The sequence below is a fragment of the Chryseobacterium sp. C39-AII1 genome (genome assembly GCF_039672645.1).
Taxonomy (GTDB): domain Bacteria; phylum Bacteroidota; class Bacteroidia; order Flavobacteriales; family Weeksellaceae; genus Chryseobacterium.
This window is the reverse complement of record NZ_JBDFPQ010000003.1, coordinates 242651-269032: the sequence shown is the minus strand read 5'-3', so window position 1 is coordinate 269032 and position 26382 is coordinate 242651. Positions and strand designations below refer to the sequence as shown.

Annotated in this window: 30 protein-coding genes; 15 read left to right on the top strand and 15 right to left on the bottom strand. The window is 34.3% G+C overall.

Annotated features, from left to right (window positions below; all coding sequences use genetic code 11):
* Window positions 1-161: 161 nt before the first annotated feature.
* The 3 genes from ABEG63_RS06895 to ABEG63_RS06885 all read right to left on the bottom strand — a co-directional run bounded on the left by ABEG63_RS06895 (window position 162) and on the right by ABEG63_RS06885 (window position 1967).
* Window positions 162-914 carry a type 1 glutamine amidotransferase domain-containing protein gene (locus ABEG63_RS06895; protein ID WP_346583909.1) on the bottom strand — a complete coding sequence of 251 codons (753 nt, stop codon included), beginning with the start codon at window positions 912-914 and terminating at the stop codon, window positions 162-164.
* 151 nt (window positions 915-1065) lie between these two features.
* Window positions 1066-1353 carry a putative quinol monooxygenase gene (locus ABEG63_RS06890; protein ID WP_346583908.1) on the bottom strand — a complete coding sequence of 96 codons (288 nt, stop codon included), beginning with the start codon at window positions 1351-1353 and terminating at the stop codon, window positions 1066-1068.
* Window positions 1353-1967 carry an NAD(P)H-dependent oxidoreductase gene (locus tag ABEG63_RS06885; RefSeq protein ID WP_346583907.1) on the bottom strand — a complete coding sequence of 205 codons (615 nt, stop codon included), beginning with the start codon at window positions 1965-1967 and terminating at the stop codon, window positions 1353-1355. The genes ABEG63_RS06890 and ABEG63_RS06885 overlap by 1 nt, the downstream gene beginning before the upstream one ends.
* A 344-nt stretch (window positions 1968-2311) precedes the next feature.
* Between ABEG63_RS06885 and ABEG63_RS06880 the strand changes: the two genes are divergently transcribed.
* Both ABEG63_RS06880 and ABEG63_RS06875 read left to right on the top strand, forming a co-directional pair.
* On the top strand, window positions 2312-3055 hold the full coding sequence (locus tag ABEG63_RS06880) for a metallophosphoesterase (protein WP_346583906.1): 744 nt from the start codon (window positions 2312-2314) through the stop codon (window positions 3053-3055).
* Window positions 3056-3184: 129 nt separating this feature from the next.
* On the top strand, window positions 3185-4102 hold the full coding sequence (locus tag ABEG63_RS06875; RefSeq protein WP_346583905.1) for a LysR family transcriptional regulator: 918 nt from the start codon (window positions 3185-3187) through the stop codon (window positions 4100-4102).
* A 108-nt stretch (window positions 4103-4210) separates the two neighbouring features.
* Here ABEG63_RS06875 and ABEG63_RS06870 read toward each other — a convergent pair whose 3' ends face one another.
* Window positions 4211-4645 carry an acetyltransferase gene (locus ABEG63_RS06870; protein WP_346583904.1) on the bottom strand — a complete coding sequence of 145 codons (435 nt, stop codon included), beginning with the start codon at window positions 4643-4645 and terminating at the stop codon, window positions 4211-4213.
* A gap of 127 nt (window positions 4646-4772) precedes the next feature.
* Between ABEG63_RS06870 and ABEG63_RS06865 the strand changes: the two genes are divergently transcribed.
* Both ABEG63_RS06865 and ABEG63_RS06860 read left to right on the top strand, forming a co-directional pair.
* A complete protein-coding gene (locus ABEG63_RS06865; protein WP_346583903.1) occupies window positions 4773-5648 on the top strand; it encodes an aldo/keto reductase in 876 nt (291 codons plus the stop codon).
* 180 nt (window positions 5649-5828) lie between these two features.
* Window positions 5829-6014, top strand: coding sequence for a hypothetical protein (locus tag ABEG63_RS06860; RefSeq protein WP_267404978.1), 186 nt, complete (start codon window positions 5829-5831; stop codon window positions 6012-6014).
* A gap of 60 nt (window positions 6015-6074) precedes the next feature.
* On the opposite strand, the gene ABEG63_RS06855 is transcribed toward ABEG63_RS06860, so the two are convergent.
* Genes ABEG63_RS06855 through ABEG63_RS06840 form a run of 4 tightly spaced genes read right to left on the bottom strand, consistent with a single transcriptional unit; the run spans window position 6075 to window position 9334 of the window.
* A complete protein-coding gene (locus ABEG63_RS06855) occupies window positions 6075-7412 on the bottom strand; it encodes a Mur ligase family protein (protein ID WP_346583902.1) in 1338 nt (445 codons plus the stop codon).
* A gap of 7 nt (window positions 7413-7419) precedes the next feature.
* A complete protein-coding gene (locus ABEG63_RS06850; RefSeq protein ID WP_312389910.1) occupies window positions 7420-7857 on the bottom strand; it encodes a hypothetical protein in 438 nt (145 codons plus the stop codon).
* A 16-nt stretch (window positions 7858-7873) separates the two neighbouring features.
* Window positions 7874-8680, bottom strand: a complete 807-nt coding sequence (locus ABEG63_RS06845; RefSeq protein WP_267404983.1) for a lysophospholipid acyltransferase family protein — start codon at window positions 8678-8680, stop codon at window positions 7874-7876.
* A 27-nt stretch (window positions 8681-8707) separates the two neighbouring features.
* On the bottom strand, window positions 8708-9334 hold the full coding sequence (locus ABEG63_RS06840; RefSeq protein ID WP_267404984.1) for a CoA pyrophosphatase: 627 nt from the start codon (window positions 9332-9334) through the stop codon (window positions 8708-8710).
* A 544-nt stretch (window positions 9335-9878) separates the two neighbouring features.
* Between ABEG63_RS06840 and ABEG63_RS06835 the strand changes: the two genes are divergently transcribed.
* From ABEG63_RS06835 to ABEG63_RS06810, 6 genes are all read left to right on the top strand, one after another.
* Window positions 9879-10697 (top strand): hypothetical protein, encoded by an 819-nt coding sequence (locus ABEG63_RS06835; protein ID WP_346583901.1) that lies wholly within the window; start codon window positions 9879-9881, stop codon window positions 10695-10697.
* A 441-nt stretch (window positions 10698-11138) separates the two neighbouring features.
* Window positions 11139-11537 carry a hypothetical protein gene (locus ABEG63_RS06830; RefSeq protein WP_346583900.1) on the top strand — a complete coding sequence of 133 codons (399 nt, stop codon included), beginning with the start codon at window positions 11139-11141 and terminating at the stop codon, window positions 11535-11537.
* 12 nt (window positions 11538-11549) lie between these two features.
* A complete protein-coding gene (locus ABEG63_RS06825) occupies window positions 11550-12281 on the top strand; it encodes a CsgE family curli-type amyloid fiber assembly protein (protein WP_346583899.1) in 732 nt (243 codons plus the stop codon).
* 11 nt (window positions 12282-12292) lie between these two features.
* Window positions 12293-12706 carry a curli assembly protein CsgF gene (locus ABEG63_RS06820; protein ID WP_346583898.1) on the top strand — a complete coding sequence of 138 codons (414 nt, stop codon included), beginning with the start codon at window positions 12293-12295 and terminating at the stop codon, window positions 12704-12706.
* 21 nt (window positions 12707-12727) lie between these two features.
* Window positions 12728-14092 carry a CsgG/HfaB family protein gene (locus ABEG63_RS06815; protein ID WP_346583897.1) on the top strand — a complete coding sequence of 455 codons (1365 nt, stop codon included), beginning with the start codon at window positions 12728-12730 and terminating at the stop codon, window positions 14090-14092.
* Window positions 14093-14103: 11 nt separating this feature from the next.
* Window positions 14104-15609 (top strand): carboxypeptidase-like regulatory domain-containing protein, encoded by a 1506-nt coding sequence (locus tag ABEG63_RS06810; RefSeq protein ID WP_346583896.1) that lies wholly within the window; start codon window positions 14104-14106, stop codon window positions 15607-15609.
* A 90-nt stretch (window positions 15610-15699) separates the two neighbouring features.
* Here ABEG63_RS06810 and ABEG63_RS06805 read toward each other — a convergent pair whose 3' ends face one another.
* From ABEG63_RS06805 to ABEG63_RS06775, 7 genes are all read right to left on the bottom strand, one after another.
* Window positions 15700-16350, bottom strand: coding sequence for a response regulator transcription factor (locus ABEG63_RS06805; protein WP_346583895.1), 651 nt, complete (start codon window positions 16348-16350; stop codon window positions 15700-15702).
* Window positions 16351-16575: 225 nt separating this feature from the next.
* Complete coding sequence (locus tag ABEG63_RS06800; protein WP_346583894.1) at window positions 16576-17046, bottom strand: OsmC family protein; 471 nt, start codon at window positions 17044-17046, stop codon at window positions 16576-16578.
* 61 nt (window positions 17047-17107) lie between these two features.
* Window positions 17108-17539: a hypothetical protein gene (locus tag ABEG63_RS06795; RefSeq protein ID WP_346583893.1), complete on the bottom strand. Its 432-nt coding sequence runs from the start codon at window positions 17537-17539 to the stop codon at window positions 17108-17110.
* Window positions 17536-17964, bottom strand: a complete 429-nt coding sequence (locus ABEG63_RS06790; RefSeq protein WP_346583892.1) for a hypothetical protein — start codon at window positions 17962-17964, stop codon at window positions 17536-17538. Before ABEG63_RS06790 ends, ABEG63_RS06795 begins: the two co-directional genes overlap by 4 nt.
* Before the next feature lie 98 nt (window positions 17965-18062).
* On the bottom strand, window positions 18063-19622 hold the full coding sequence (locus ABEG63_RS06785; RefSeq protein WP_267404993.1) for a ribonuclease E/G: 1560 nt from the start codon (window positions 19620-19622) through the stop codon (window positions 18063-18065).
* A 370-nt stretch (window positions 19623-19992) separates the two neighbouring features.
* Entirely contained in the window at window positions 19993-20283 is a 291-nt protein-coding gene (locus ABEG63_RS06780; protein ID WP_002984212.1) for an HU family DNA-binding protein, read from the bottom strand.
* Window positions 20284-20435: 152 nt separating this feature from the next.
* Entirely contained in the window at window positions 20436-21107 is a 672-nt protein-coding gene (locus ABEG63_RS06775; RefSeq protein WP_312389923.1) for a response regulator transcription factor, read from the bottom strand.
* A gap of 182 nt (window positions 21108-21289) precedes the next feature.
* On the opposite strand from ABEG63_RS06775, the gene tssO reads away from it, so the two are divergent.
* The 5 genes from tssO (at window position 21290) to ABEG63_RS06750 (ending at window position 26373) form a co-directional block, all read left to right on the top strand.
* Window positions 21290-21826, top strand: a complete 537-nt coding sequence (gene tssO, locus ABEG63_RS06770; protein WP_267404995.1) for a type VI secretion system TssO — start codon at window positions 21290-21292, stop codon at window positions 21824-21826.
* Window positions 21827-21837: 11 nt separating this feature from the next.
* Window positions 21838-22362 (top strand): type VI secretion system transmembrane protein TssO, encoded by a 525-nt coding sequence (locus ABEG63_RS06765; RefSeq protein ID WP_346583891.1) that lies wholly within the window; start codon window positions 21838-21840, stop codon window positions 22360-22362.
* Between the two features lie 49 nt (window positions 22363-22411).
* Window positions 22412-23323: a PKD domain-containing protein gene (locus ABEG63_RS06760; protein ID WP_346583890.1), complete on the top strand. Its 912-nt coding sequence runs from the start codon at window positions 22412-22414 to the stop codon at window positions 23321-23323.
* 50 nt (window positions 23324-23373) lie between these two features.
* Window positions 23374-25773 (top strand): type VI secretion system protein TssR domain-containing protein, encoded by a 2400-nt coding sequence (tssR, locus tag ABEG63_RS06755; RefSeq protein WP_346583889.1) that lies wholly within the window; start codon window positions 23374-23376, stop codon window positions 25771-25773.
* A 96-nt stretch (window positions 25774-25869) separates the two neighbouring features.
* A complete protein-coding gene (locus ABEG63_RS06750; protein WP_312389926.1) occupies window positions 25870-26373 on the top strand; it encodes a DUF4280 domain-containing protein in 504 nt (167 codons plus the stop codon).
* Window positions 26374-26382: the final 9 nt, after the last annotated feature.

Below are 26382 nucleotides of genomic sequence, written 5' to 3'. Positions count from 1 at the left end.
TAGAATTGTTGAAAAATATTCTCAATATTTGTGTAATATGCAGTGTATTTGTCATTCTGACGAAGGAAGAATCTATGCTGTTTTATTAAAGATTCTTCATTCCATTTTGTTCCATTCAGAAAGACAAGACATTGTATTTTATTCGGTTAAAAATTTTGATTCTATTTATTTAATTCTTTTAAAATAGCTTCCCCAACACTTTTTGCAGACTGAGGATTTTGTCCCGTAATCACTCTTTGATCACTCACTACATGATTCTGCCAAAGCCCTGATTTTTCAAATTTTGCTCCTCTTTCCTTCAATTTATCTTCCAAAAGGAAAGGGACAACGTGCGTTAGTTTCACTTCCGATTCTTCTTCATTGGTAAACGCGTTGATTTTTTTACCATCAACGAGATACTTACCGTTGTTCAATTTGATATTCACTAAACCGGCGGGACCGTGACAAACTCCGGCTACAATTCCTCCGTTTTCGTAAATTTTTGAAGCAATCGCCGACAATTCTGTGTTGTCTGCAAAATCCCACATCGCACCGTGACCTCCTGCATAAAATATGGTAGAATAGTTATTTGGATTAACTTCTGATGGTTTCAAAGAATGATCTATTTTGTTTTTATATTCTTTATTTTCCCAGAATTCTTTATTGACAGGATCTTTCAAATCAAAGCCGTCAACTGGAGGAGTTCCTCCTTTCGGACTTACAAAATCGATTTCGTAACCTGCTTTGTGAAGAACTTCCCAAGGATGCGAAACCTCGCCAAGATAATATCCTGTTTCTTCGTCTGTATCACCTTTCTTGTCATGACTTGTCACAACGAATAAGATTTTCTTTTTAATATTTTTAGATTTTTTGGTTTGTGCATGAACAAATCCAATGGTGAAGATGGCTAATAATAGAAATGCTAATTTTTTCATGATTTTGAATGTTTATATTTTACCGCAAAAGAATCAAAAGATTTTAATTTGGTTTAAGAATTTCAAAAGCAAATAAAGCTTGAAACTTAAGTTTTGCAAACTTTTGCAATTTTGTTTTCAATCAGTTCTTTTATGCCTTTTGCGGTAAAAATTAAATAATTTCTGTTAAATAAATCTGAGGTTTTTCCTGTACCTTTTCATCAACCAAAGCTCCAAAAGCTTGGATATAAGGTTGTTGATTGTGTTGCTCCAAGCCTTCTTTATTTTTCCAGATTTCATAAAAAATAAATTGGTTTTTGTCTTCAATTCCTTGGTGAAGCGTGTACAATTCGTTAGCTTCTTCTTTTACGGTTTCTTTTACCATGTTTTGAAGAACCTCTAAAACTTCGTTTCTGTGCTCTTCTTTTGCCTTAATTATAGCTGTTAAATAAATTTTCATTAGGCTAATTGTGGTTTTAATTCTTTTTCAAAAACGGTAGTAAGATGTTCTCTGTAAAGCTTCATATCACGTGCAATATTCGCATTTTTCTCTACATCATGAAAGTGAAAACTTTCCACTTTTTCTAAAGAAACAAAGGCATTCATTCTGTGGAAACCAAATAACGGTCCGTTATCTACACTTGTTTCATTAAAAAATTCTCCGGGAAGCGTGAAAGCAGTTTCAGGAGCGTTCCAGCTTGTGGTTACCATATATTTTCTTCCACCAAGCATTCCTCCGGTTCCGTAATTAATGGTAGGATTATCTGCTTTTCTACCGTCACTCATATAAATTCCTTTTGCATGACCTGCTGTGAAAACTTCATCGATATATTTTTTCAAACCATTCGGTAACTGAAACCACCAGATTGGTGTGTGGTAAATGATATAATCTGCCCAAACAAACTTTTGAACTTCTTCATATTTGTCATAGTTTTCGCTTACGTTCGTAATTTTAACTTCTACATTTCCAAAGCTTTTTAAAACTTCTAATGTATTTTCTGCAATTGTCTGATTATATTTTCCTCCGGAATGTCCGAAATTTTGTCCACCGTTGATGATTAATACTTTTTTCATTGTTGTATGATTGTTTAAATTTTATGATGCAAAGTTAGGTTGGTGTATTGTATAATAAAAATAATATGAATTATACTTAGGTATTATAAAAATAATAGGTTGTTTGGTTTGGAGGTGGGATGCTGGAAGATGGAAGTTTGATGAATTGGGAAATTTCAATTTTAATTAAGGTTACAAAATTTGTTTTTACCATTCCTGCTTATAAACTTAATTATCATAACCTCCAACTTCCAGCATCAGTCTTCCAGCCATATTAATTCTCCGTTTCATGTTCAAAAATCATACTTCCTTTTAAACTGAATAATTTTCTGTCACCTAAATTTGTTATTAAAATTGAAGAATAAATGATACAGATTGCGGTTTTTAGCGATGTGCACGGAAATCTTCCTGCATTGGAAGTGGTGTTGAATGATATTGAAGAAAGAGGAATACAGCAGAAGTTCTGTTTGGGTGATCTTGTGGATTTTGCACCTTGGGGAAATGAAGTGATTGAAAAAATAAGGAGCCAAAATATTCCTTGTATTATGGGAAATCATGATGAGAGAATAGCTTTTGACATTCCTGTAATTCCTTTGAGGAAACATTCTGAAGCGGAAACGGCTGCAAGGTTTTTAGCAATCGACCATTCTAAAAAATACATTACTCAGGAGAATAAAAACTATTTATCTGAATTGCCTTTTCATTTAAAATTAAATTACAAGATAGGTAAAAAACATTGGAATATTCAGTTGGTACATTCCAGTCTGGAAAGTAATGATACGTATTTGTATGAAAATGAACACGATGAGATTTTTCAAAATATGCTGGAAGAGTCTCAATCTGATGTTATTTTAATGGGGCATACTCATATCTCTTTTGAAAAATATTTTGATGGAAAATGGGCAATAAATTGTGGTTCTGTCGGGCGTTCGAGAGAAGAAAATCGATTGACTTCTTATGTAATCCTGACTTTAGATGAAGAAAAAATTACTCCCGAAATCATTCAGTTAGATTATCCGCTTGAAGAAGTTGCTCTTGAAATCGAGAAAAGTGAGATTCCCAATTATTATGCTTCGTTTTTGAGAAATGAAAAATTATCAGTAATCTGATTATTTTGTAATTTTGTATCAGAAAAGTGATAGTGAATTGTGAATAGTCAATTCGCTTTGTTTGACAATTTATTTAAAACTTCACAATTCACTGCGGAGCAATTTTACAATTCACAACTTTATAAGATTATGGTAAATCTAGAATGGTATAGAACCTTTAAAGCAATTTATAAAACCGGAACATTGACGGGAGCGGCAGATTCTCTGTTTATTTCGCAGCCGGGAGTGAGTTTACATTTGAGCTCTTTGGAAGCGTATGTCGGGTATAAATTATTCGACAGAACGGGAAGAAAAATGATTCCGACGGAAAGAGGAAAAGTTTTATTTAACGCGATTTCTGAACCTTTGACGAAATTGGAAGATGTTGAAAAAAACTTTCAAAAATCTACCGAAAAACATACACCGACGATAAGTGTGGGAATGTGTTTTGAGACTTTTCAGACGACTTTAGAACAGTATGTTTCAACTTTGCCTTTTAATCTGATTATCAGTTTCGGAGAATATCCTGAAATGTTGGATCAACTGGATAAAGGGATTTTAGATTTAATTATTACACCCAAAAAAGGAACTTCGCCTAATATTTTACATGAAGCTTTTTCTTCTGAACAAATTGTTTTGGTAGGCGGAAAAAATGTTGATACAGAAAGTTTTAATGAAGTGGTTGCTACAAAAGGTTTGGAACACGTGGAAGAATGGCTGAAACAGGAAAAATGGTACGGAACGACTGGAGATATGGAGCATCTTTTCCAGTTTTGGATCCTGAATTTTGGGCATAAACCGAATTTCCGACCGAATTATATTGTTCCCAACTTAAACTCAATTGTTCGTTGTTTAAAAGGCGGAACGGGATTGGCTGTTGTTCCTGATTTTTTATGCAAAGATGCGATTGAAAACGGAGAAGTCAAACTGATTTGGGAAGGTGAAAAGAAACTTGAAAATACATTATATTTTGGATGCAGAAAAAAAACGAATTATGCAGAAGAAATCGATCATATTAAAGGTTTGTTCAGAAAAATGATGAGTAAAGAGGAAAACTTGATTATTTAAAATTTTGTAGGATTTGTTATTATAAACAAGCAAAGCAGATTGAAGAATCTCTAATTTATGTTGAGATTCTTCCTTCGTCAGAATGGCAAACATTATGGCAAAATTCATTTACAAACTCATGTGAATAATCGGATAATCTTTACCCGAACCATCTTTCTCTGATCTTCCGATTTGCTTAAATCCTAGTTTTTCATAAAACCCTATGGCTTGTAGGTTTTGTTCGTTCACATCAACTTTTATTAAGCCGGTTTTTTCTTTCATAAATTGATATAATGCTTTACCTAAACCATTTCCACGTTTATCATTATGAATAAAAAGCATTTCTAAATTTCCTTCAGAAACAGATGCGAAACCTTGCGGTTTTTCATTTTCGATAATTACATAGACTTCAAGATTGGGCAAATAATCTCTTGGAATCGCTTCTTTAAAATAATTAAAATCTTCTTCGGTAAGAAAATGGTGAGTTGCTTTCACGGCAGATTCCCAGATTTCCATAATTCTTGTATAGTCTTCGGATGTTGCAATCCTTATTGAATGTGACATTGGATTAAAATTTTTACAAAAATAGTTTTTTTAGGCAAAAATTAAAATTCAAGTAAAATTGGTAACCGAAAATTTCAAAATTTTATCGCAAATTTGTTTATATTCAAATAAAATTAAACTAAATATTATGCAACAAAAAACATATCCGGGGCAACCTGTGATTACATTAAATAACGGAGTTGATATTCCGGCTTTAGGTTTCGGAGTTTGGCAGATGGAAGATTTGCAGCAGTGTGAAAATGCTGTTATCAAGGCAATTGAAACGGGTTACAGAATGATCGACACAGCTTCTATTTATCAAAACGAAACGGCGGTAGGAAATGCCATCAAAAAAAGTGGAATAAACAGAGAAGATTTGTTTGTGACTTCAAAACTTTGGGTTCAGGATACAACGTATGATAAGGCGAAAGCGGCTTTCCAAAGAACTTTAGACAGATTACAGCTTGATTATTTAGATATGTATCTTATTCATTGGCCGTATTCAGATTTTAACGGAGCTTGGAAGGCAATGGAAGAATTATATCAGGAAGGAAAAATAAAAGCGATCGGAGTTTGTAATTTTACAGTGGAGAAAATGGAGGAATTAAAGGAGAATTCAACAGTTGTTCCTGTGATTAATCAAATTGAATTGCATCCTATTTTCCAGCAAAAAGAGCTCCAGGTTTACGATAGAGAAAATAATATTGTTACACAACCTTGGAGCCCACTTGGGAACGGAAATGCAGGTTTGCTAGATAATTCAGAATTGAAAAATATTGCTTCAAAATATAATAAAACGGTAGCTCAGGTGATTTTAAGATGGCATTTGCAAGAAGGTTTCTGTGTGATTCCGAAATCTGTAACGCCTTCCAGAATTGAAGAAAATTTCAATGTTTTTGATTTTGAATTATCAGAAGATGAAATGAATATTGTTCGTTCGCTAGACACCGGTAAAAGATTATTTTTCGATCCTAAAGATCCTTCTTGGGAAGAAAAAATGCTGAATTCTGTGGCTGATATTTAATTTTAATTAAAATATTTATTCCTCAAAGATTATACAGATTATGCATCATCAACCTAATCTACTAGATAATTTTATACAAAAGGAGTGATAATTTATTGCTTTTTTTTTATGAATTTTGCCTAAAAGTCGTTTAAAAAATAAATCTTAACTTTAAAGAACTGAATCTCAAAAATTAAAGTTATGGATCCAAGTAGAAATGAAAACCTAATCGACGAAAGTGTAAAAGAGGAAGTCTCGGCGGAGACATTGGAGAGTATTTACCAGCACATCACACACGCTGAAGAAGCGGAAAACTCAACAAGTTCTGAAAATTCGGAAGATAATCCGGATGATAAAGAATCTGATGGTAAATCAAAAGAGAAATAATGAATATAAAGCAAAACTCCTTTCAATCTGAAAGGAGTTTTTGTGTTATGTAAAAAGGATTTATTTCGTTAAATCTAATCCGCCAAAGTTGCCGGAGCTCATCATCAGAAAAACACCTTGCGTTTTATCCAACAAATCCCAATAAGCGTGAAGTTCTTCAGCATTGGTGAAGACTTGTAGATTTTCATTTTTAAATTTTTCCTTAATCAATTCAGGGGAAATAGGCTCCATTCTTTTGATTTTTAAAGCATCTTCAGAATAGAAAACAATGGCTTCATCCAAACCATCCATCGCATGATCGTATTGTTCTAAAAATACGGGATTCAAGCTGGAATAGGTATGTAATTCAAGGAAACCATATTTTTTATCATTTTTAAATTGCTCATTAAAAGCTTTTACTGCCGCTTTTACCTTGCTTGGTGCGTGTGCAAAATCTTTGTAGAGAGTTCCTTTATCATTTCGTTCTACTTTTTCCAGACGTTTAGAAGCTCCTTTGAAGCTCATAATTGCTTCATAGAAATCTTCATCCATAATGCCTAAAGTATGGCAAATATGTCTTGCTCCTTCCAAATTCAGTAAATTATGCGCCCCAAAAACAGATAGCGGAACTTCTCCCATTTCTGTTTTTAAATGAACTTTACCGTTGGTGATTTTGTATTCCGGAGTTTTATAAGGTATTTTTCTGAAATAATTTTCTGCTGCTTCCACCACTTTTACGACTTCAGCATCTTCTTCGTTATAGACTAAAATTCCACCGGGAGTAATGCTTGCTACAAATTTTCTGAATTGCTCAATATAATCATCAAAAGTTGTAAAAACGTTGATGTGGTCCCACGCAATTCCGCTTAGTAACGCAATATTTGGCTGATACAGTAAAAATTTTGAACGAAGATCGATAGGAGAGGAAAGGTATTCATCACCTTCCAACACCATAAAATCGTTATCTTGCGTTAATTTAACCATGCAGTCGAACCCTTCAAGCTGAGCGCCCACCATGAAATCTACATCTTTCTCATGGAAATTCAGTACATGAAGAATCATAGAAGTAATGGTGGTTTTACCATGAGATCCGGCAATTACAACTCTTGTTTTATTTTTAGACTGTTCGTACAAAAATTCAGGATAAGAATAAATTTTTAAACCCAGTTCTTTTGCTCTTGCCAGTTCAGGATTGTCCTGATGAGCATGCATTCCAAGAATTACAGCATCAATATCAGACGTAATTTTCTCAGGAAACCAACCCAATTCTTCGGGTAAAATTCCTTTCTTTTCAAGCCTCGATTTTGAAGGTTCAAAAATAGCATCATCTGAGCCTGTAACCTGATATCCTTTGTCTTTTAACGCAATAGCAAGATTATGCATGGCGCTCCCGCCGATAGCAATGAAGTGGTTTTTCAATTTGTATTTACTGTTTTTTTACGTTATTATTAATGATCTCCTGAAAGGCATTGGTGATGTTCGTCCAATTTGTTTTATAATTTGGCATTATTGAACTTGCATCTGTTTTGCTGCCTTCGTTCGGACCTTTTTTTACATTAATAGAAGTCGTTACATTGTCGTAGATCTTTTTGTGATCTTCCTGTATTCTTCTAAAATTATTTTGAGAAAGTACATTTTCCAGTTTTTTTAAATCTTCGTTGGATAATTTAAAATCCTGCTTATATTTCTTTCCCTGCCCCTCAAAAGAGTAGTGTGCCTTATTTTCTCTAATGAGCATATTCTCATAAATTGGAGCATAGCCTCCGCTTTTAGAATAGCTTACATCAAAATCTGAATAAACTTTTTGGCTGTTACATGAAACTAATACTATGATTGCGAATAAGATCCCTATTATTCTTTTCATAATTTTTTAATCAACTTTAATTATCTGAGTTCTTTTGTTCTAATTTTTTAGCTTTAAGTTCTTCATCATAATTGTGTAGTAAGTTGAAATCTTCAGTCTGCTCAATAGCCGTCATGATTTTATACAAAATCTCCTGAGCATTCTCTTTATCATAATCAATTTCAAGAGGAGCTTTAAACTCCATCGTAGGTTTTACGCCTGTAACCTTCACGCGGAGACCTTTTTTATCAAACGCTCTTCGAAACCCATTAATTTTAATAGGAATCACAATAGGACGTTGATTTTTTACCAGTTTTGCCGTTCCTCTTCTTCCTTGCGCAAAAGCCGAAGTAGTACCTTGAGGGAAAGTAGCTACCCAGCCGTTGTCTAAGGCTTTCATAATATTATCAACCTCGCTCATATCTACTATTCTGTTGACGTTTTTGCCTTCAGCCCTCCATGTTCTTTTTACCGTAACAGCGCCTGCAATTTTAAAAATTTTAGGAAGAATACCTTTATTCATGGTCTCTTCGGCTGCCACATAGTAAAAATCAATCTTTGGGTTTAATAGATAGATCGGGTTTTTTATTGTATTTAAATATCCGTTGTTTACAGAGCAGAAAGCGTGATACATAGCGGCCACATCTGCAAAATAAGTTTGATGGTTTGATACAAAAAGCACATTAGAATCCGGAAGATCCACAAGATATTCTGTACCGGTTATCTTCAATTTATTAAAACCATTGAATCTTCTGTAAGAAACAATACCTAAAATAAAAATGATAAACCTTTTTAAAAAATAAGGAGTTCCGAACGCGTCGGTGAAAATATTTTTCTTCGCCATCTCTCAATTAAACACGGTTGTGCAAAGTTACATTTTTTTCAGCAACTGGCTGAATTCACTTAATATCATTGCTGTAGCTCCCCAGATGATGTATCCGTTAAAATTTATCACAGGTACCTCTTTACCTCCGGCGCTTGGTAATGCCATAATTTCCGGCTGATCGGGAAGTTCTAAAAACGAAGTTATAGGAAATTCTATCACTTCAACTGCTTCGGTTTGCTGTAAAATAAATTCCGGATTTTTTTTCGTGTACGAGATATAGGGATATACATAAAAATTGCTTGGCGGGATATAGATCGGAGACATTTCTCTGATAATTCTTACATAATGTTTTTCAATCCCAATTTCTTCAGAAGTCTCGCGCACGGCAGTTTGTGCAAAATCCTGATCCATTTCTTCACGTTTTCCACCAGGTAAAGAAATTTGTCCGCTATGTCTGTCGTGTTCGTTGATGGTTCTCTGAATTAACGGAAAGTGCCACTCGTCATTCTTTAGATATAACACAATATTTACAGCTGCAAATTTCGGATTTTTCTCTAAAATCTCGTCATACGTAAAAACAGGACGATAAGGTGGTGAGAATACGCCGTGTGCCCCTATTCCCGGTAATTCTGCGGTTTTTATTTTTCTTAATAAATCTTTTCCAAAACTCATACTTCAAATTTAGCAATATATCTTGAAGAAAAGAAGAGGGAAATATGTTAATTAATGGTAAAAGATGAAATCTAGAGAGTAAAAATTGTAAAGTATGTTTAAAAAGTTATAAGCTATTTGAATACAGATTATTAATTATATTATTTAATTTTAACGCAAAGTGCACAAAGATTTTTAATTCCTAATCTTTTTTGGTTTCACAAAGCCGTTTCACTTATAAAAGTTTGCAACGCTTTTTAATCATATTCAAATAGAATAGAAGAATCAATTAAAACGAAATGATTTTTCTGTCATTTCGGTGAAGGAGAAATCTAATCCACACAATTGAAAAACCCATCAACCCTAAAACTCTCAAACTCTCCCACCCTCAAAATCCTCCCACATCCGCCTCACCGTATTTCTACCTACTACCACATATAACCAAAAATGGGTAGCCATAATACCGGAAACCGTGATTTTCAACATTTACACTTTTATAGTGTTTTCTCCATTTTCTTCAACTTCTATCTTTGTCTCACTAATTAACCAATTAATTTTTACTAAGATGAAAAACTTTCTTACCGGTGTATGTACACTAATGGCCATGGGTTTCACATTTGCACAAGCAAATATTGACGTAACAACTCAAACAGGAAACTGGAACGTAGCAACTGTAGATCAAACAGGTCTATTGAACATGAACACCTTGAATCAGGATGGAAACCGAAATACGGCGAATATCGATCAGGTGGGTGCCTTTAATACAAATGATGCAGAAAGTATAGGAAACAGAAACTCAATCACTGTAGACCAGACAGGTGTTGGAAACTCCAACGAAACCAGCCAAACCGGAAACCGAAATGTTTCAAGCACATGGCAGGTAGGATTTTTCAACTCTACAGAGCAAACGCAGGTAGGCCGAAGAAATGAAGTATCATCAACTCAGCTGGGAAGTGGTAACTCTGCCGTTCAAATGCAGGATGGAAGAAGAAACGAAGCCTCTTCTCTTCAATGGGGTGATGATAATATTGCCGCTCAGTTCCAGATTGGAAGAAGAAACTCGGCGGAAGGTACTCAATTCGGAAGCGGAAACCTTTTAGTACAATATCAGGAAGGTAATGACAACAGTGCAACCAACTATCAAATAGGGGACGATAACATTGCTGCGGCACTTCAGGTAGGAAACGACAATATGGCTATGGGCGCTCAGGTGGGTTCCGATAACTTATTGATCCAGCTTCAGCTTGGTAATGGTAACACTGCTTTGGATGCCCAATTAGGTAACGGAAACGTAGCTGCCATCAGCCAATACGGAGATGGGCACATTCATTTGGGCGCACAGGTTGGAAATAACAATTCTATGATGGTTACTCAATCTAATTAAGACTATTATAAATGCAATCTGAACAAAAGGAGAGGCCTTGCTTCTCCTTTTTTCGGCTTAAAACTCTGAATTTATTCTTTAAACGTAAATGTATTTTAATATCATTTTTATGCTTAGAGTCCGTTTAAAATTTTGATTCATGATTTTTTTTAACGCAAAGATTTTATGGCTCTCTGCTTATTTTTAGAAGGCAAAGACAAATGAATTTGCTTCGCGAAGCTTGAAAATACAGCTTCATCAAATCAACTTGTTGATTCTTCTTTGCCCACTAGAATATACTTTGCTTTTGAATTAAAACTTTGCGTTTAAAAAATGATTTTGACTTTACTAAGTATAAATACCTACAAAGATACCCGAAAACCGTGATTTTAATTTTATACCAAATGCTCGTGTTTTATCCTGTTTTTCAATGATGTAACTTTAATTAAAATTAATGAAACCATGTATAAGTTGGGGTGGAGTGTCATTACACTTTTAGCTTTCGTTTCTGTGAAATCACAGCAGATTGATTGGGAAAACATCAACAGTAATACTGTTTTTAATGTCATTTCCAATCAAAATTCCGGACAGGGAATGTCTTATTCCAATATCCTTCAAATGGGTGATTTTAATACAGCAGAATTATCATTAAATGTCAAAACAGATATTTCTGTGAAACAGTTTGGCGATTATAATTCATTGTATTTTATCAATTCTTTTTCTGATGTTGAAGTAAAAACTTCTATCACTACACAAGGCTATAATAATATCGTAGATGTTACAGGAAGCAACAGTATTTCAGACGGAATGAAAATGAATGTAAAAGGTGATAATATGACGATCTTCATGCGAAACTATTGAACGTGAATTGAAATGAAAAATCTATATTCCTTGAAATTGTGCTTACTTTTTATTTTCCTGTCGGTTTTTCTTTACGGGCAGGAAGATAAAAAAGTAACTGCGAAGATAGAGAATGAAATTGTTGAAAATCAAATTAAACTAAAAGCCGTTGTCACCAATAACACACCCATTTACAAAGAACTGAATTATCTTTTAGTTTCCATTAAAAAAACAAGCAGCGGTAATTTATCCAACAATCAACAAAGTGGAAAATTTTCTATCAATCCGAATGAGGTTAAAACACTTTCTGAGATTAATATCAATTATGAAAAAAATTCAGCCTTAAAAGCTTTTCTATATATAAAAGATGAAGAAACACAAAAACTGATTACGAAAGACAGTCTGGAAATCAATCATGATCTGTTCAGGCGAAAAGTGAGTAAAGTGGAAGAAGATGTTGTTTTTGAATTAAAAGGGTTAACGATTGATGAAACCAAAAGCAAAGTAGGAAAAGATTTTTACGACTTATTTTATATTCAATACAGTCAGCAACCTGATAAAAGTAATTCTGCGATCACGGTTTCAGAACTTCCCGGACGTGGAACAAACGGACAGATTAATATTCAAATGGATGATAAAATTGTCTACAGTTTTATGACCAATCCGAGTGAAGATTATCTTAAAGATCAGGTGACAAATACTTTTAAATACATCAAAGAGTTCAATGCCAAGAAAAATTTGATTAAAAATGAATTTATATATTAAAACTACCACTCATGAAAACATTTACTTTGTTACTATTATTCATTACAGGGATGTTTTTGGGTAAATCTCAACAACTTGTCTATAAACCGATAAATCCGGCTTTCGGAGGCGATACTTTTAATTATCAGTGGCTGCTGAGCTCGGCAAATGCGCAAAACCAGTTCGACAGCAAAGATAGTTACAGCGATTTGCTTGGCAATTTAAATTCAATCGACAGTTTTAGTCAAAGTTTAAACCGACAGATTTTAAGTGAATTATCAAGAAAATTGTTTCAGGATCAGTTTGGTGATGGCGAAAGCATTCAACCCGGAAATTATCTTTTTGGTTCGTTGTATCTGCAGGTTACCAACACATCTCAGGGATTGCTGATCAATATTTTGGATACCGGAACAGGAGATCAGTCCGAAATTGTAATTCCGAAATAAAAATTAAAAACTCAACTAATCATGAAACTATATCATTACACCAGAATATTGTTCTGTGTTGTGCTCATCTGCTTTGCACAAGGTTGTGGTTCCGTTTTCGGATTGCCGTCTTCACCCGAAAAATCTACGATGGGCGAGTATACTTCTTATACCACCGATTTGAAAAATTTGCCTTTGCCTAAAGAAAAAATCGTCATTGGTGTGTATAAATTCCGGGATCAAACAGGGCAGTACAAACCTTCAGAAAATGGTAATAACTGGAGCACGGCTGTTCCACAAGGTACAACAACGATTCTTATCAAAGCGCTGGAAGACAGCCGATGGTTTACCCCGATTGAAAGAGAAAATATCGCTAATCTTTTGAATGAAAGACAAATTATCCGCTCTACAAGACAGGAATATTTAAAAGACGTGGATAAAAATTCTCAAACGTTGCCGCCACTTTTATATGCCGGAATTTTATTGGAAGGTGGCGTTATTTCCTACGACAGCAATATTATGACGGGCGGTCTTGGTGCGCGATATTTCGGAATCGGAGCTTCTACGCAATACAGACAGGATAGAATTACCGTTTATCTTCGCGCGATTTCTACGTTAAATGGTGAGATTTTAAAAACCGTTTATACTTCTAAAACCATTCTTTCAACCAGTGTTAACGGCAGTTTTTTCAGATATATTGATACCGAAAGATTGTTGGAAGCCGAAGTTGGGCTTACCCAAAATGAGCCCGTGCAACTGGCAGTAACCGAAGCTATTGAAAAAGCGGTAAAATCTTTAATCGTTGAAGGAATTCGGGATAAGATCTGGGGAAAATCTGTTGATGCGATGAATAATTATCAGGCAGTTTTGGATGAATATGAAAGAGAACAGACAAAGAATAAAGACCGTGTGATAGGAAACCGATTTCCCCATAACAACAGACAGCAACTTTCTTTTTTTGCCAATGTGGAAGCTCAAAAAGTGCGTGATGATTATGTAAATCCTAAAATGAATATTGGTGGAAAATTAGGAATGAAATTTTTCCTAAATGAAAACTTCAACATAGAATTCAGCGGAAGTTATTTCACTTTGGAAAACGAAAATATTGTGAAACGCAGTTATCTAATTCCAGAAGCGAATGTTGAATATCTGCTTTTTCCGAAATATAAATTCAGTCCTTACCTCTACGGTGGTTTTGGGGCGATGTATTCTAAGTTTAAACCTCAATACAAAGGTCAGTTTGGTGGCGGATTAGAATATCTGGTGAGTAAAAATGTTGCTGTGCGAGCTTCTTCGCAATATGATCTTGGGTTTAAAGATGATTGGGAAGGCTTGATTAATGGGAAAAGAAAAGATCAGGCATTACGATTTTCGTTGGGACTCAATTTTTACATCGGAAACAAATAAAAAAGTAAACTATGAAAACTTTAATTAAAATATTCAGCATTATTTTACTTTTCGCCTTCTTTTTTTCCTGCAGTGAAGAATTGGTAGATCAGGCGCAAACAGGCTCAATAAAAGGAAAAGTGGTAAAAAGAGGAACAAATACAGCGATTGCAAATGTGAAAATTTTTACAGCGCCAACTACTCAAACTGTTTTCACCGCTGAAGACGGAACTTTTGAAATTAAAGATATGCCGATAGGAAATTATTCTGTAAAAGCCGAATTGTCGGGATATGTGACGAATTTTCAAGGGGTCAATATTCAAAATCAAAATCAATTGGTGACGGTAGTTTTTGAAATGGATGATGATACTTCCCTCAATTCGCCACCTACCACACCACAATTATTGAGCCCGACAGATAATTCTGTCAATCAGCCTTTAAGTGTTGAACTAACCTGGAGCTCCACAGATCCCGATAAGAATGATATTCTGAAATATACTGTAACGGTTAAAAATAATTTAACCACAGATGTTATTCAGGTGAATGATTTACAGACGAATCATTACACTCTTTCTAATTTGAAATTTGGGGTAAGTTATTTTTGGCAGGTTTCTGTTTCGGACGGAATTCATCCTGCAGTTTTAAGCGCTACGAGTAAGTTTACTACAAATACCGTTCCTGCAAATCGTTATCATTATGCCCAAAAACAAAACGGAAATATGGTGATTATTTCAAGCGATGAAGCAGGAAATAATTTTCAGTTTACCAATTCGTCTTACAACAGCTGGCGTCCGCGAAAAAATAATAATGCAGGTTTAATTGCTTTTCTACGTACAGAAGGCGGAAATACGCATTTATTCACAGCAAATCATGATGGCTCTAATGTTTTTAAAGTAACCACCGTTCCCGTTGCAGGTTTTAATAATTATGAAATGGATTTTGCCTGGAGCACCAACGGAAAAGAACTTTTATATGCGAATTTTGATAAATTATATAGAATTAATAAAGACGGAAGCGGTCTCACATTGGTTTATACAACACCCGATGGAAGCATGATCTCCGAATGTGATTGGAGCTACGACAGCAGCCAGATTGCGATTAAAACTAATAATTTCAATGGGTATAATACTAAAATTTATATTATTGATATGATGGGAAATATGGTGAAATCCATTCTTTCCGGAATGCCGGGTGCGAGTGGCGGGCTGAATTTTTCCGTCAACGGACAATATCTTTTGTACACTCGTGATGTTTCGGGGCATGAAGATGCCAATTACAGACAACTGGATTCGCATATTTTTATGTATGATTTAACGACTAATGTTAATCACGATATTTCGGTGGAAAGCGATAAAGTATTGGGAACAAATGATCTCGATCCGCGATTTTCACCCAACAATGCACAGATTGTTTTTATGAATACTTCAAATGATAATATTTCTCAAAGAAATGTGATGGTAATCGACCTGAGCAGCTCTTTAACCGATCTTACACGGGCAAATCTTTTCGGCAATGCAGAAATGCCCGATTACGAATAATATCAAATTAACCTGAGAATCATTTTCAAAAAGAATTCCAAACTTGCGCATAAGTTTGGAATTTCTTTTGGGTCAATTATTTAGTTAATATTAGTCTATAATATGGTTTTCCAACGCGTATTTTACTACGCCAACTGAATTTTTTACGTTTAATTTTAAAAGAATTCTTTTTCGATGTGTTTCCACCGTGTTGATGCTGATGAAAAGTTTTTCGCAGATATCTTTACTGCTGAGTCCGTCGCAGATGAGTTTTAGGATTTCCATTTCGCGTTTGGTTAATGGATCTTTAATATGAAGCTTTTGTTGACTCTGATCACTACTGATGAAGCTTATCATTTTATTCTTTGCATTATCACAAATATACACCTCATCGGCCATCAGACATTGTATTGACCTTAAAAACTCATCATAATTACTGCTTTTATCCAGATAACTTTTAATGCCTTTGTTGAATAATTTTCTAATGTCTATCACATCGTAGCTGTTCCCAAAAATGATGATTTTAATATTTTTATGCTTTGATGTAATGCTCTCGACAGATTTGCAAAGTTCCGTAAGCATCAGCATGTTTGAGCTTATCATGAGGAATTCCGGAGCTTCTTCCTGTAATTGTTGTGAAAGCTTTTCCTGAGAATTGCAGATATCAATTGAATTAAAAATTTTACTCTGAGCAAGGAGTTTTGATAAGCCTTCTGTATATAACATCGGTTCATCAAAGATGGTCAATCTTGGCTTCATCATGGATAGTTTTAGTTGATATAAAAATAGGAAAAAAACTTTATAATTGATGAAAAATGTTTAAAAATATTCAATTAATATAATAATTATTGATAATTAATTTAAGTTTTAATTGGTTTTTTACTAAATAAATCCCTTTGGGTGGAGTTTTGAGTGTTAAAATTAGAGTTATTATTGTTAAAATATAATATTGATAGGTGTTTTAAAGATTTTAAAATAATTAATTTTTTATTTAACTAACACAATTGGGATATGTTTCACCGGAAAATTTACCGACTTCGCGATGAAACAAAATTCATTGGCTTTATGATGAAGCTCTTTTGCTTTTTCAATCATGCTTTCATCAGAAACAGTTACCGTTGGGTTTAATGTTACTTCTGAAAAATGACCACTTCCGTTGGTTTCTTCAACCATAATTCCGGTTGCATTGTCTGTATATGCTGTCACGATAACGCCTTCTACAGAGCAAAAATGAAGATACCAAAGCATGTGGCAGGAGGATAGGGAAGAGAGCAGCATATCTTCAGGATTATGCTTTTTTTTATCACCTCGAAAAGCGGGATCAGATGAACCTTCAATTATCGGCTTATTTTCTACCGAAATGGTATGGGTGCGTTCGTAGTTTCTGTAATTATCGGTTCCGGTTCCTTGGTTGCCTGTCCATTCAATCGTGGTTTTGTAGTGGTGTTCTTTGCTCATTTTTATTTAGATAAAAGTGTGTAGAATTTAGATTTATTTAGGATTTCATTTAGCTTGTTTTTTATCTCAGCTTCAGATAATTTTTTAAAATTAGAATCATATAAATAATATCTCTATTAAGAAACTTAATATAATTTACAGTAATATTAGTATTGTTTATAACTGTTTCTTTTGTGTATACAGCTTTAAATGACTCTTCAAAAAGTTTTTTTAATTCTACTTTTTTATATTTTTTTAAAAGAGTTTTATGTAATCTCGACAATCCCGCTGAATTTTCTCTTAGAAGATTTAAAACAGGTATTAAAACATCATATAATTTTTCATCATTTTTAAGATTTATATAACATTCTGAATACATATTTACAGTATCAAATAAGTCTGAGATAAAAGCATTTCCACAATTTACTCTGTAAGAATATTTTTGTGCTTCGTCAAGGTAATTTACTGCTTGTTCGTAGTTTTTATTCCTTAGTTCAATACTTGCTAGCTTCATATAGATTTCTTTTGAAAATCTTTCACTTTGTTGTTCAAGAAAAACTCCATGCTGCTTATGTTCTTTCCTTTGTTATCAGAAATAAATTTCAGTGTCGTTAAAAAAGTTTCTTTTGCTGCATTGTATTTTTTAAGCTGAAGTTCTGTGTAAGCTTTTCCATTTAAGGCGGAAAAAGTATATTCAGAATTTGGGAATGTTCTTAAAAACTCATTATAATTTTCTAAATTATTTTTATTGAGTTCAAAAGCATATTTCTTTTTATTTGGTATATGTTTCTTTAAAGAATTGCTAAATAATACTTCATCGCGCTCTTGATTAAGTTTGTATATTCTTTCGTAGAAAATTGAATCCTCTTTAATGTTTTCTTTCTGTGCAAAACCAAGACAAGAAATTATCAATAAAATAAAACAGAGAAAATTTTTCATGCTAAAATATCAGTTTTTATTGAAACGGGAAATGTATTAAATTAGTCTTTTATTAAACAAAAAAACCTCCAGACAAAGTCCAGAGGTTGAAATTTTTTTTAATTAGAATATCCAATCAATTCTTCTTTGTTAGAATTGTAAATTCTGTATTCTAAATACTTGAAAGAATCTCTTGGGATCACGGTTACCCATTTTTTATACTTGATAAACCATTTCATCTGGATACTTTTGATGCCTTTGGTAAGGTAAGCTTCCACAAAAGGATGTACGTGAAGGTACAATTTCCCTTTTTCTTTTTGCATAATGGTTCTCAGGGTTTCACCCATTCTTTCAACAATAACGATCGGAGCTACAATTTCTCCGTCTTTATTAGGATTTTCTTCTTTGGTTTCAATTTGTTTCTCCGGACGGTTTCTCTGTCTGGTAATCTGTATCAAACCAAATTTACTTGGCGGAAGAATCTTATGACGTGCTTTATCACGCTTCATTTCTTCCTTTAGATGCTCGAACAAATCTCTTCTGTGCTCAGGATTTGGCATATCAATAAAATCGATTACGATAATGCCGCCCATATCTCTGAGGCGAAGTTGTCTTGCAATTTCTGTAGCTGCCATTTTGTTCACTTTCAAAGCGTGTTCTTTATTGACAGCAGTTCCGGTAGTAATATTGTTCCCGGAGTTCACGTCTACTACGTGTAGTGCCTCTGTGTGTTCTATCACAAGATAAGCACCTTTTGAACTTGGAATATTTACGTGTTTTCCAAAGCTTTGTTTAAGCTGTTTTTCTACGTTATAATATTCGAGAAGAGGAATGTGGGAGTTATAGAAATGAACGATGTTTTTTCTTTCCGGAGCAATTACCTCCAGATAATTCTTCATTTCATCAACCATTTGTTCGTCGTCACAAGTAATGCTTACGAAATCCTGGTTGAAATTATCCCTTAAAATAGCTGAAGCTTTATCGTCTTCGCTTAAAACTCTTGACGGAACCTTGTTTTTCTGAATGTTTTTAAAAGTGCTTTCCCATTTCTGAATCAGTTGATTCATGTCATTATGAAGGTCTGCTACTTTTTTTCCTTCCGCCACTGTTCTTATGATCACACCAAAACCTTCTGGTTTTATGCTTTCAATAAGGGTTCTCAGTCTTTCTTTTTCCTCAAAGCTTTTCACTTTTTTGGAAATTGAAACTTTGTTGTCGAAAGGTATAAGAACTAAGAAACGCCCCGTTAAAGAGATTTGCGTAGAAATTCTTGGTCCTTTTGTGGAAATAGGTTCTTTGGTAATCTGTAGCAAAACAACGTCGTCTTTCGCGATTACTTTGTCTACAGTTCCGTTTTTGTCAATTTCGGGTTGTATCTCGAAATTTTTTAAGCTTGAAGTGCTTTGTTTTTTAGAGATCGTGTCTCGCAAAAACTTTCTATAGGTAAGATATTGTGGCCCAAGATCCTGATAATGCAAAAAAGCATCTTTTTCGTAGCCGATGTTTACAAAGGCGGCATTCAGGTTCGGTGCCAGTTTTTTTACTTTTCCTACAAATAAATCCCCAACTATAAAATCACTTTTGTCCTCTTGCTCATGAAGTTCACATAGTCTTCCGTCTTCCAGCAATGCAATCTTTGTAAGATCATCTTCATGCGAAACTATTAGTTCTTTCTTCATTTTGTTAAGATAAATAATTTTGTAAGATCATAGGAAATAAGCTTTTTTAGTTATAATAAACTGTTTTTAAATATAAGAATAATCTCAGATGTAAAAATAGTATTACAAGCATAAAAAATCATCCCGCTTTTTCTTTATAATCTTAATAGTTGCAAAACAAAATATAGTCGGTGAGGTTTTAAAATATTAAAATCACCAACTATATTATTATATTGTAAATCTCGAGAAAAAGAGATTATTTTTTCTTCTTATGTCTGTTTGCTCTTGCTCTTTTCTTTCTCTTGTGAGTTGCAACCTTGTGTCTTTTTCTTTTCTTTCCGCTTGGCATAATTTTAATTTTTTAGTAACTAGTTAATATTCAGTTAATGTCTTATTTTACTGCAACTTTTGTTTTTACTTTCTCTACAAAAGATTTTGAAGGTTTGAAAGCAGGAATGTTATGAGCAGGAATCTCAATTGCAGTGTTTTTAGAAATATTTCTTCCTGTTTTAGCAGCTCTCGTTTTAATGATAAAAGAACCGAAACCTCTTAGATAAACGTTATCCCCATTATACATAGAAGTTCTGATCTCCTGCATAAAAGCTTCTACAACTTTCTGTGTTTCATTCTTTTCTGTTCCCAACTTATTTGAGATGGTGTTTACCAATTCTGCCTTTGTCATTTCCTTTTTTAATTTTAAATTTTAGGTGTGCAAATTTAGTTAAAAAAATTGAATACTAGCAAATTAGTGACAAATTATTTTTACCTGAAAAGTTGAGATTTGAATGTTTAGTTTCTATTAATATTATATTAACTCACCTTTACGCATCCGATTTACATGCTGGAATTGTAATATCCATGTTCTACGCAGAAGCGGATGAGGTGCAGTTTTGTCTTCAGCCCCAGCTTCTCTGTAAGTCTGTTGATATACGTGTCAATCGTCCTTGTACTGAGGTTTAGCTTTTCTCCGATCTCTTTATTACTGAAGCCTTCATAGCAGAATTTCATTAGCTGAATCTCGGTTGAAGAAAGCTCTTCCTGGCTTTTTTTCTGACGTTCCATATACTCTGTTACAGCAAGTGGTTGTTGCTCCCATTCTTTAGAATATTTTTCAAAATCGAAGGTGTCGGAAGCTATTTTACCCTTAATAATATCTTTAATGACATTACTTTTTTTCTGACAGTAATAAATATTTGGGATTTTTGAAAGAATTTCCGCCATATCTTCCTGATATGTTCCGGAATAAGTAATAATTGGAGTTTCGCTATTGTTTTTTCGGATGTATTTTATGGCTTCAATGCCACTGAGAACAGGCATGAAAAGTTCCACAATAAACACATCTTCCTGCCTTCTGTAGATTCTGTTTACCAGTTCGTGGCCGTTATTACAGTCATTCAGAAGCATATAGAAAGGATTTTCTTGCAGCGTTTTGATCATTATTTTTTTGAAATAAAAATCGCTGTCTGCTATTGAAAACCGTACAGTATTGCTTAAAAGTTTGCTCACTTTAATATCGATTTGGTGTAGATATATAAAATTTTTGGTGGTCTAAGTTATGAAAATCTGATGAATGTGAAAATTAATCTTAAATTAATTAACAAAGCTTCATTATTTTACTAAAAAAGATAAATTTTGTGCATAAATTATTTTTTTTATAAATTCACCATCCCAAACAAATCACAATTATTATGTCTTCGAACAGGGAGAAAAAATTAAACAAGTCAGACGTCAGAGCGGGCATTTGGAAATTCGTTCTGTCATTTATAGCATTGTCGGCCGTATCCTTCATGGCTGTATTTTTCTTTTTTAAAAGCTATGATCTGCAACGAAAAGGTATTCAGAAGGAGGTAGACGAGTACAAAAACCTACTGAGCCGCAACGAGCTCCTCAAAATTCAAATCGATAGTATACACTACAGAATGACTCTGCTAGACATCAATAAAGTAGAGAATGATATCTTTCTGAGAAATTATATCATGGATAACGTACGTGATGCCAAAAACATCATGGGAGCAGATAGTGCGAAAAATTTTAAGCATTATTCTGTTTTGCTGAAACATCTTGAACCTATGTTGGCTTTAAAAACACAGATCATTAATATTTCGAATAAAGAGCAGACTGCCCTGAGAGATCTTAATGAATGTATGGGGAAAGTGGTGCGTGTAAACAGCGAGCTGCGCGTAGACCCTACCAGAAAGTTTACCGGAAGTAGAAAAAGAAGATAAAAACACAAGCTATGCAAGGACAAATTACACTATCAAAAAAAGAAAGACACTATCAGTTTTTATATCTTGTACTGATGCTTTTGGCAGCGTTGATATTTTTAGGAATTATTTTTCTGAAAGGTTTTGAATCACCTTTTTCATCTTCAGATATGATCTCTATCCAGACGTTGGATCAGAAATCGAAGTTCGATCAGCAGCAGAAGATCGTTCAGCCATTATTAGACAGTACTTTTACGCAAATCAGTAAACTGACGGATGAGGCGCCGCAGCCTTTTGAAGAAAACAATATTCGATACGGAATTAATGATATTGCCAATTCTTTCGAAAATGCAGGCGTTACAGATCTTCGTAAAGAGGGATATCCTCAGATTGCGCAGTTTTACAAAATGTACTTTGATGATAAAAAACTAATCTCAAAGAAATCTGAAAACATTAAAATATTCGAAAAGCAGTTTCAGGACTGTTCTATTGGCTTTAAAGAGAAAAAAGATCAGCTTCTTCAGCGCGATAATGCTTTAAAATCAAGAAACGAATAAAGACCAACACACCTTAGAAACATCACACAATACATCACAATTATTAACTATGAATTATTTTCAAAAGAACAAAAAGAACATTATCATTGGTGTTATCGCAACCCTGCTTATAGCCGCATTGGTGGCTTTGTGGCTGCAGAAAAAGGTTATCCATTCTGCGGATGACATTGTAGGCGTTGTGTACCCATCTTCAGTGGCGGTAGGAGATACGCTTTCCTTTGAAGATAAGACTAAATTTGCGAAATTCAAGAAATGGGATTTTGGAGATGGCGCGACTTCCGATAAGAGCAAAGGGTTTCACTTTTACAATAAACCGGGATATTATCAGGTAACGTTGATTATCGATAATAAATATTCTAAATCTTTTCCCGTTTTGGTATCCGCAAGAGGGATTCCTAAGCCTAAAGACAGCATAAAATCTACCACAAGCATTGATGCGCAAACTCAGGCGATGCAGTTTGAAAACGTACAATTCCGTGCGATTTCTGATGCTAAACAGTTTACATGGAAATTCGGGGAAACAGGAAATATCGATTCTAAAGAAAAACTGGCGATTTATTCTTACAAAAAACCGGGAGATTATACCGTGACTTTGTATACAGACGAAAACGCTGAACCTATTTTGCATCATATCAAAATTCTTCAGGCTTACAATCCTTTAGACGATGAAGAAGTAACGGTGGAAGATTCTTATGCTAAAATTGATAACGATTTTAAATATCATTTACAGCAAATTGCCAACGGCAACAGCTTCAACATCCATTACAATTATTTGCTTCAAAAATACCTGTGTAACAACGAAAATACGGTTGTGAAAGTAAACGACAGCAAGCAGAATAATTTCTACATGTACTGCGCCGGACTTCAGTTTGATAAAAACAACGTGATCCAAACCGTGAAGGTAAACTTCGACGATGCGCAAAATTGTGTAACCAAAGTAGACATCAACCAAAGCAAATAAAAACTATGCCCGGATTTTTTCGGGCAAGCCAATCATAAAAGAAAATTAGGATGAAAAATAAATTTCCTCTAGCAGCATATTACATAGGAGTTTCAGTGTTGTTAACGAGCTGTCAGGTAAAATTACCTTCGAAAAGAACTCCCGAGCCTTCGCAGTATGGTCAAATAGATAATTCTTCAGTAATTAACGGTTATCCGAAAAAGGCTACACCGTGGATTGCTATTTCAGACCGATCACGAAATACGGCTTATTTAGATAAAAGTGATGAAAAATCATATAAAGAAGTGAAATTTTTAGAGCCTTTAATGGTTTTAAAACATCGTGACGGAATGGTAAAAGTAGCCGAATATATTCCGGATGCTTTAATGAAAAAGGTTTCGTCTAAACAGATTAAAACGTACGGATGGATTCCAGAATCTGATCTTCTTTTGTGGAACAATTCTTTGAAAAGCGAAAAGACAGGTTTTCCTGTGAGAGTCGCGGTTGTTCCGAGTAATAGTGATGTAATTCGAAGCGCTGAAAGGTATTATAAAAACGATTCCATCATGGTTTTCAATTCTCCAAGTCTTATCGAGCAGGCGAATGTGAAAATCCCGAACGGACAAATGGTTTATGTGTACAAACAGGCAGAAAACAACAAACGATTTTTAGTTGGGAAAAAGCCGAGTGTTGATATAGATAGTATTAATTCGAGTTTATACGGATGGGTAAGTTCCAACGTAATTTCCGCTTGGGGAGAGCGTTCTGCGGTAAAAATGAAAAATACAACGGGCGTGAAAGAATCTTCATTGGGAATTCACGAAGGTGCTCCCGGAATGCCGGATAGCGAAAATAAAACTGCCGTTTTGTTGACCGATGTTAACAAAAGAACGCCTTTGGATAATATTTTCCCAATTACTTTAGCTTTAAACGAAAAAGAAACACCAGATTCTAAAACGAAATATTTTACGAATATTTTAGATTATAGTAAAAATTATGTTTTCAATGTTTTAGGTGAGCCGATCTATTTTGATCGCTATCGCGAAATTACAGAGAAAAACAAACGGGCAAATATTGTTTTTGCATTGGATATCAGTGCTCCAAATGCTCCGTATGCGCCTATCGTAAAGTCTTTATTGCAGGATTTACAGCTTAGATTTGAAAAACCGTCTTACTTTAATCAGGTAAAATATGGAGTGGTGTTGTATAAAAATAATTCTTGTGGAGATAATGTCGCTGTTTCTCCTTTAAGCACAGATTATAGCAAAATCACAACATTTATCGATCAGAAAACAAACGAAATGAACTGCCCAAGTAATAACGGCTATCAACCGGTAAACGAAGGCTTGATGGCGGCAGGAAATCTTCTTTCTAATTTTCCTGATGAAACGAATATCGTGATCGGAGTAGGAACTTCTGCTAACCAAAGCGGAAATATGTATGGAGTTATTAATTCTTTGACGCAGGCTCAGGCAAGATTAATTATGTTTCAGACAAGTGCTAGATCATCAGATACTTACAATGATTATGTGTTGATGGCTGAAAATGTTGTAACAAATACCGCTAAAAATATTGCTGAACTGAAAAAACAGAAAATAATTAATCAAAATGATGTTTTAACTAAAAATAATTTTAGCTTAAAAGAAGGTGAAACCGGCTTCTTCTCATTAGATTATCCAAAACAAAGTATGTCTCAGGGGTTTGTGATTTTTCCTAAAAAAGGAGATATTGGTACTCCGGGATTCCTGAAAAAATCTGTGGACAGCCTAATTGCTCAGGTAACTTTAGACAATTCAACCATTGATAAATCGTTGAATGATTATTTCCACTCTTCAGTTGGGGCTGGGAAAACGGATGTTGATATCAAGTACAAATATCTTTATCCGGGGCTTACGAATCCTGTTCCGGCGGGGATTGCCGCTCAGTTGATCAATTACGGAAGTCCGTTTTTGGTGAAAGGTTATATTCCAAAAGATTTGAAAGACTACAAACCGGGTCTAGAAAAAGGTATTTTGATTTCTGAAACTGAATACGATAATTTGAAAGCTTTCTATACAGAAGTTTACGAAAATACGGGCGCAGGAAGAACAGATTTCAGCCAGTCGAGAGCAATCAGAGAATATATTAAACTTTTGAAAAAGTATAATCCTACCCTGAAATTTATGGATAAAGGTGAATTATACCAACAGCCGATGGCTTATACCGTTGGAGTAAGTACTGGTTTTGATAATTCTGAAGAAGAATTAATGGCTAAATACAACTTAAAAGGCTGGAAAAAATCTGACATCATTACCAATGAAACGGTAAAAACATATTTCGCAAGCTATAAAAACCTGGCAGAAAGAATGTTGATGCACAGAAATGATCCAGCAGTGAAAATCAAGCAGAACGGACAGGAATTTTATTGGCTGAATGAATACTTTATGCCCACCATGATGCCTGTGGAAGAGCCAGAATATACTAAGCATTAATATGTTAAGAATACTAAAAAGCAGAAAATTATTTCTGCTTTTTTCTTTTTTGATGTAAAATTTTTATCTTTACATTACCCAAATCATATAAATATTATGTCAGATCAATCATCACCTCATGAAGGCAAACACTTTGTCGTTCAAAAAGGGAAGGCGCAATGCGACAAGGGTGATCAGTTCCCTCAATATAAAGTGACTGTTCACGAGCATCACTACTGGAATGATTCTGGAGGTAGCGCAGATTACCTTGCCGTTACAGAAGACGATTTACAGTTTAATCCTCAAGGTCCGAGTTTCGGAAAATGTTTGCTTAAACCTACTCCGGGAGGTTATTTGCCTTGTGCCTATGCTCCTGCTGGGAAATGGCAGAAAACGTATGAGAATGTAAAGGTAATGGGCAAAAAAATAGTTACCGAAGCTTCTGAACTGCAATGTACTACCGGCGGAAAAATTACGATAAAAGACCACGGGCAACGTGGAGAAATGAGCAAGAAGAATGTGAAAAATGCAGACAGTAAAACGGTGCAGAACATTAATCCGCTTGTGAAAATGGATGACTTCAAAGAAGCTGTTGAAGAAAGTGAAATAGATGCTTATTAACCTTAAAAA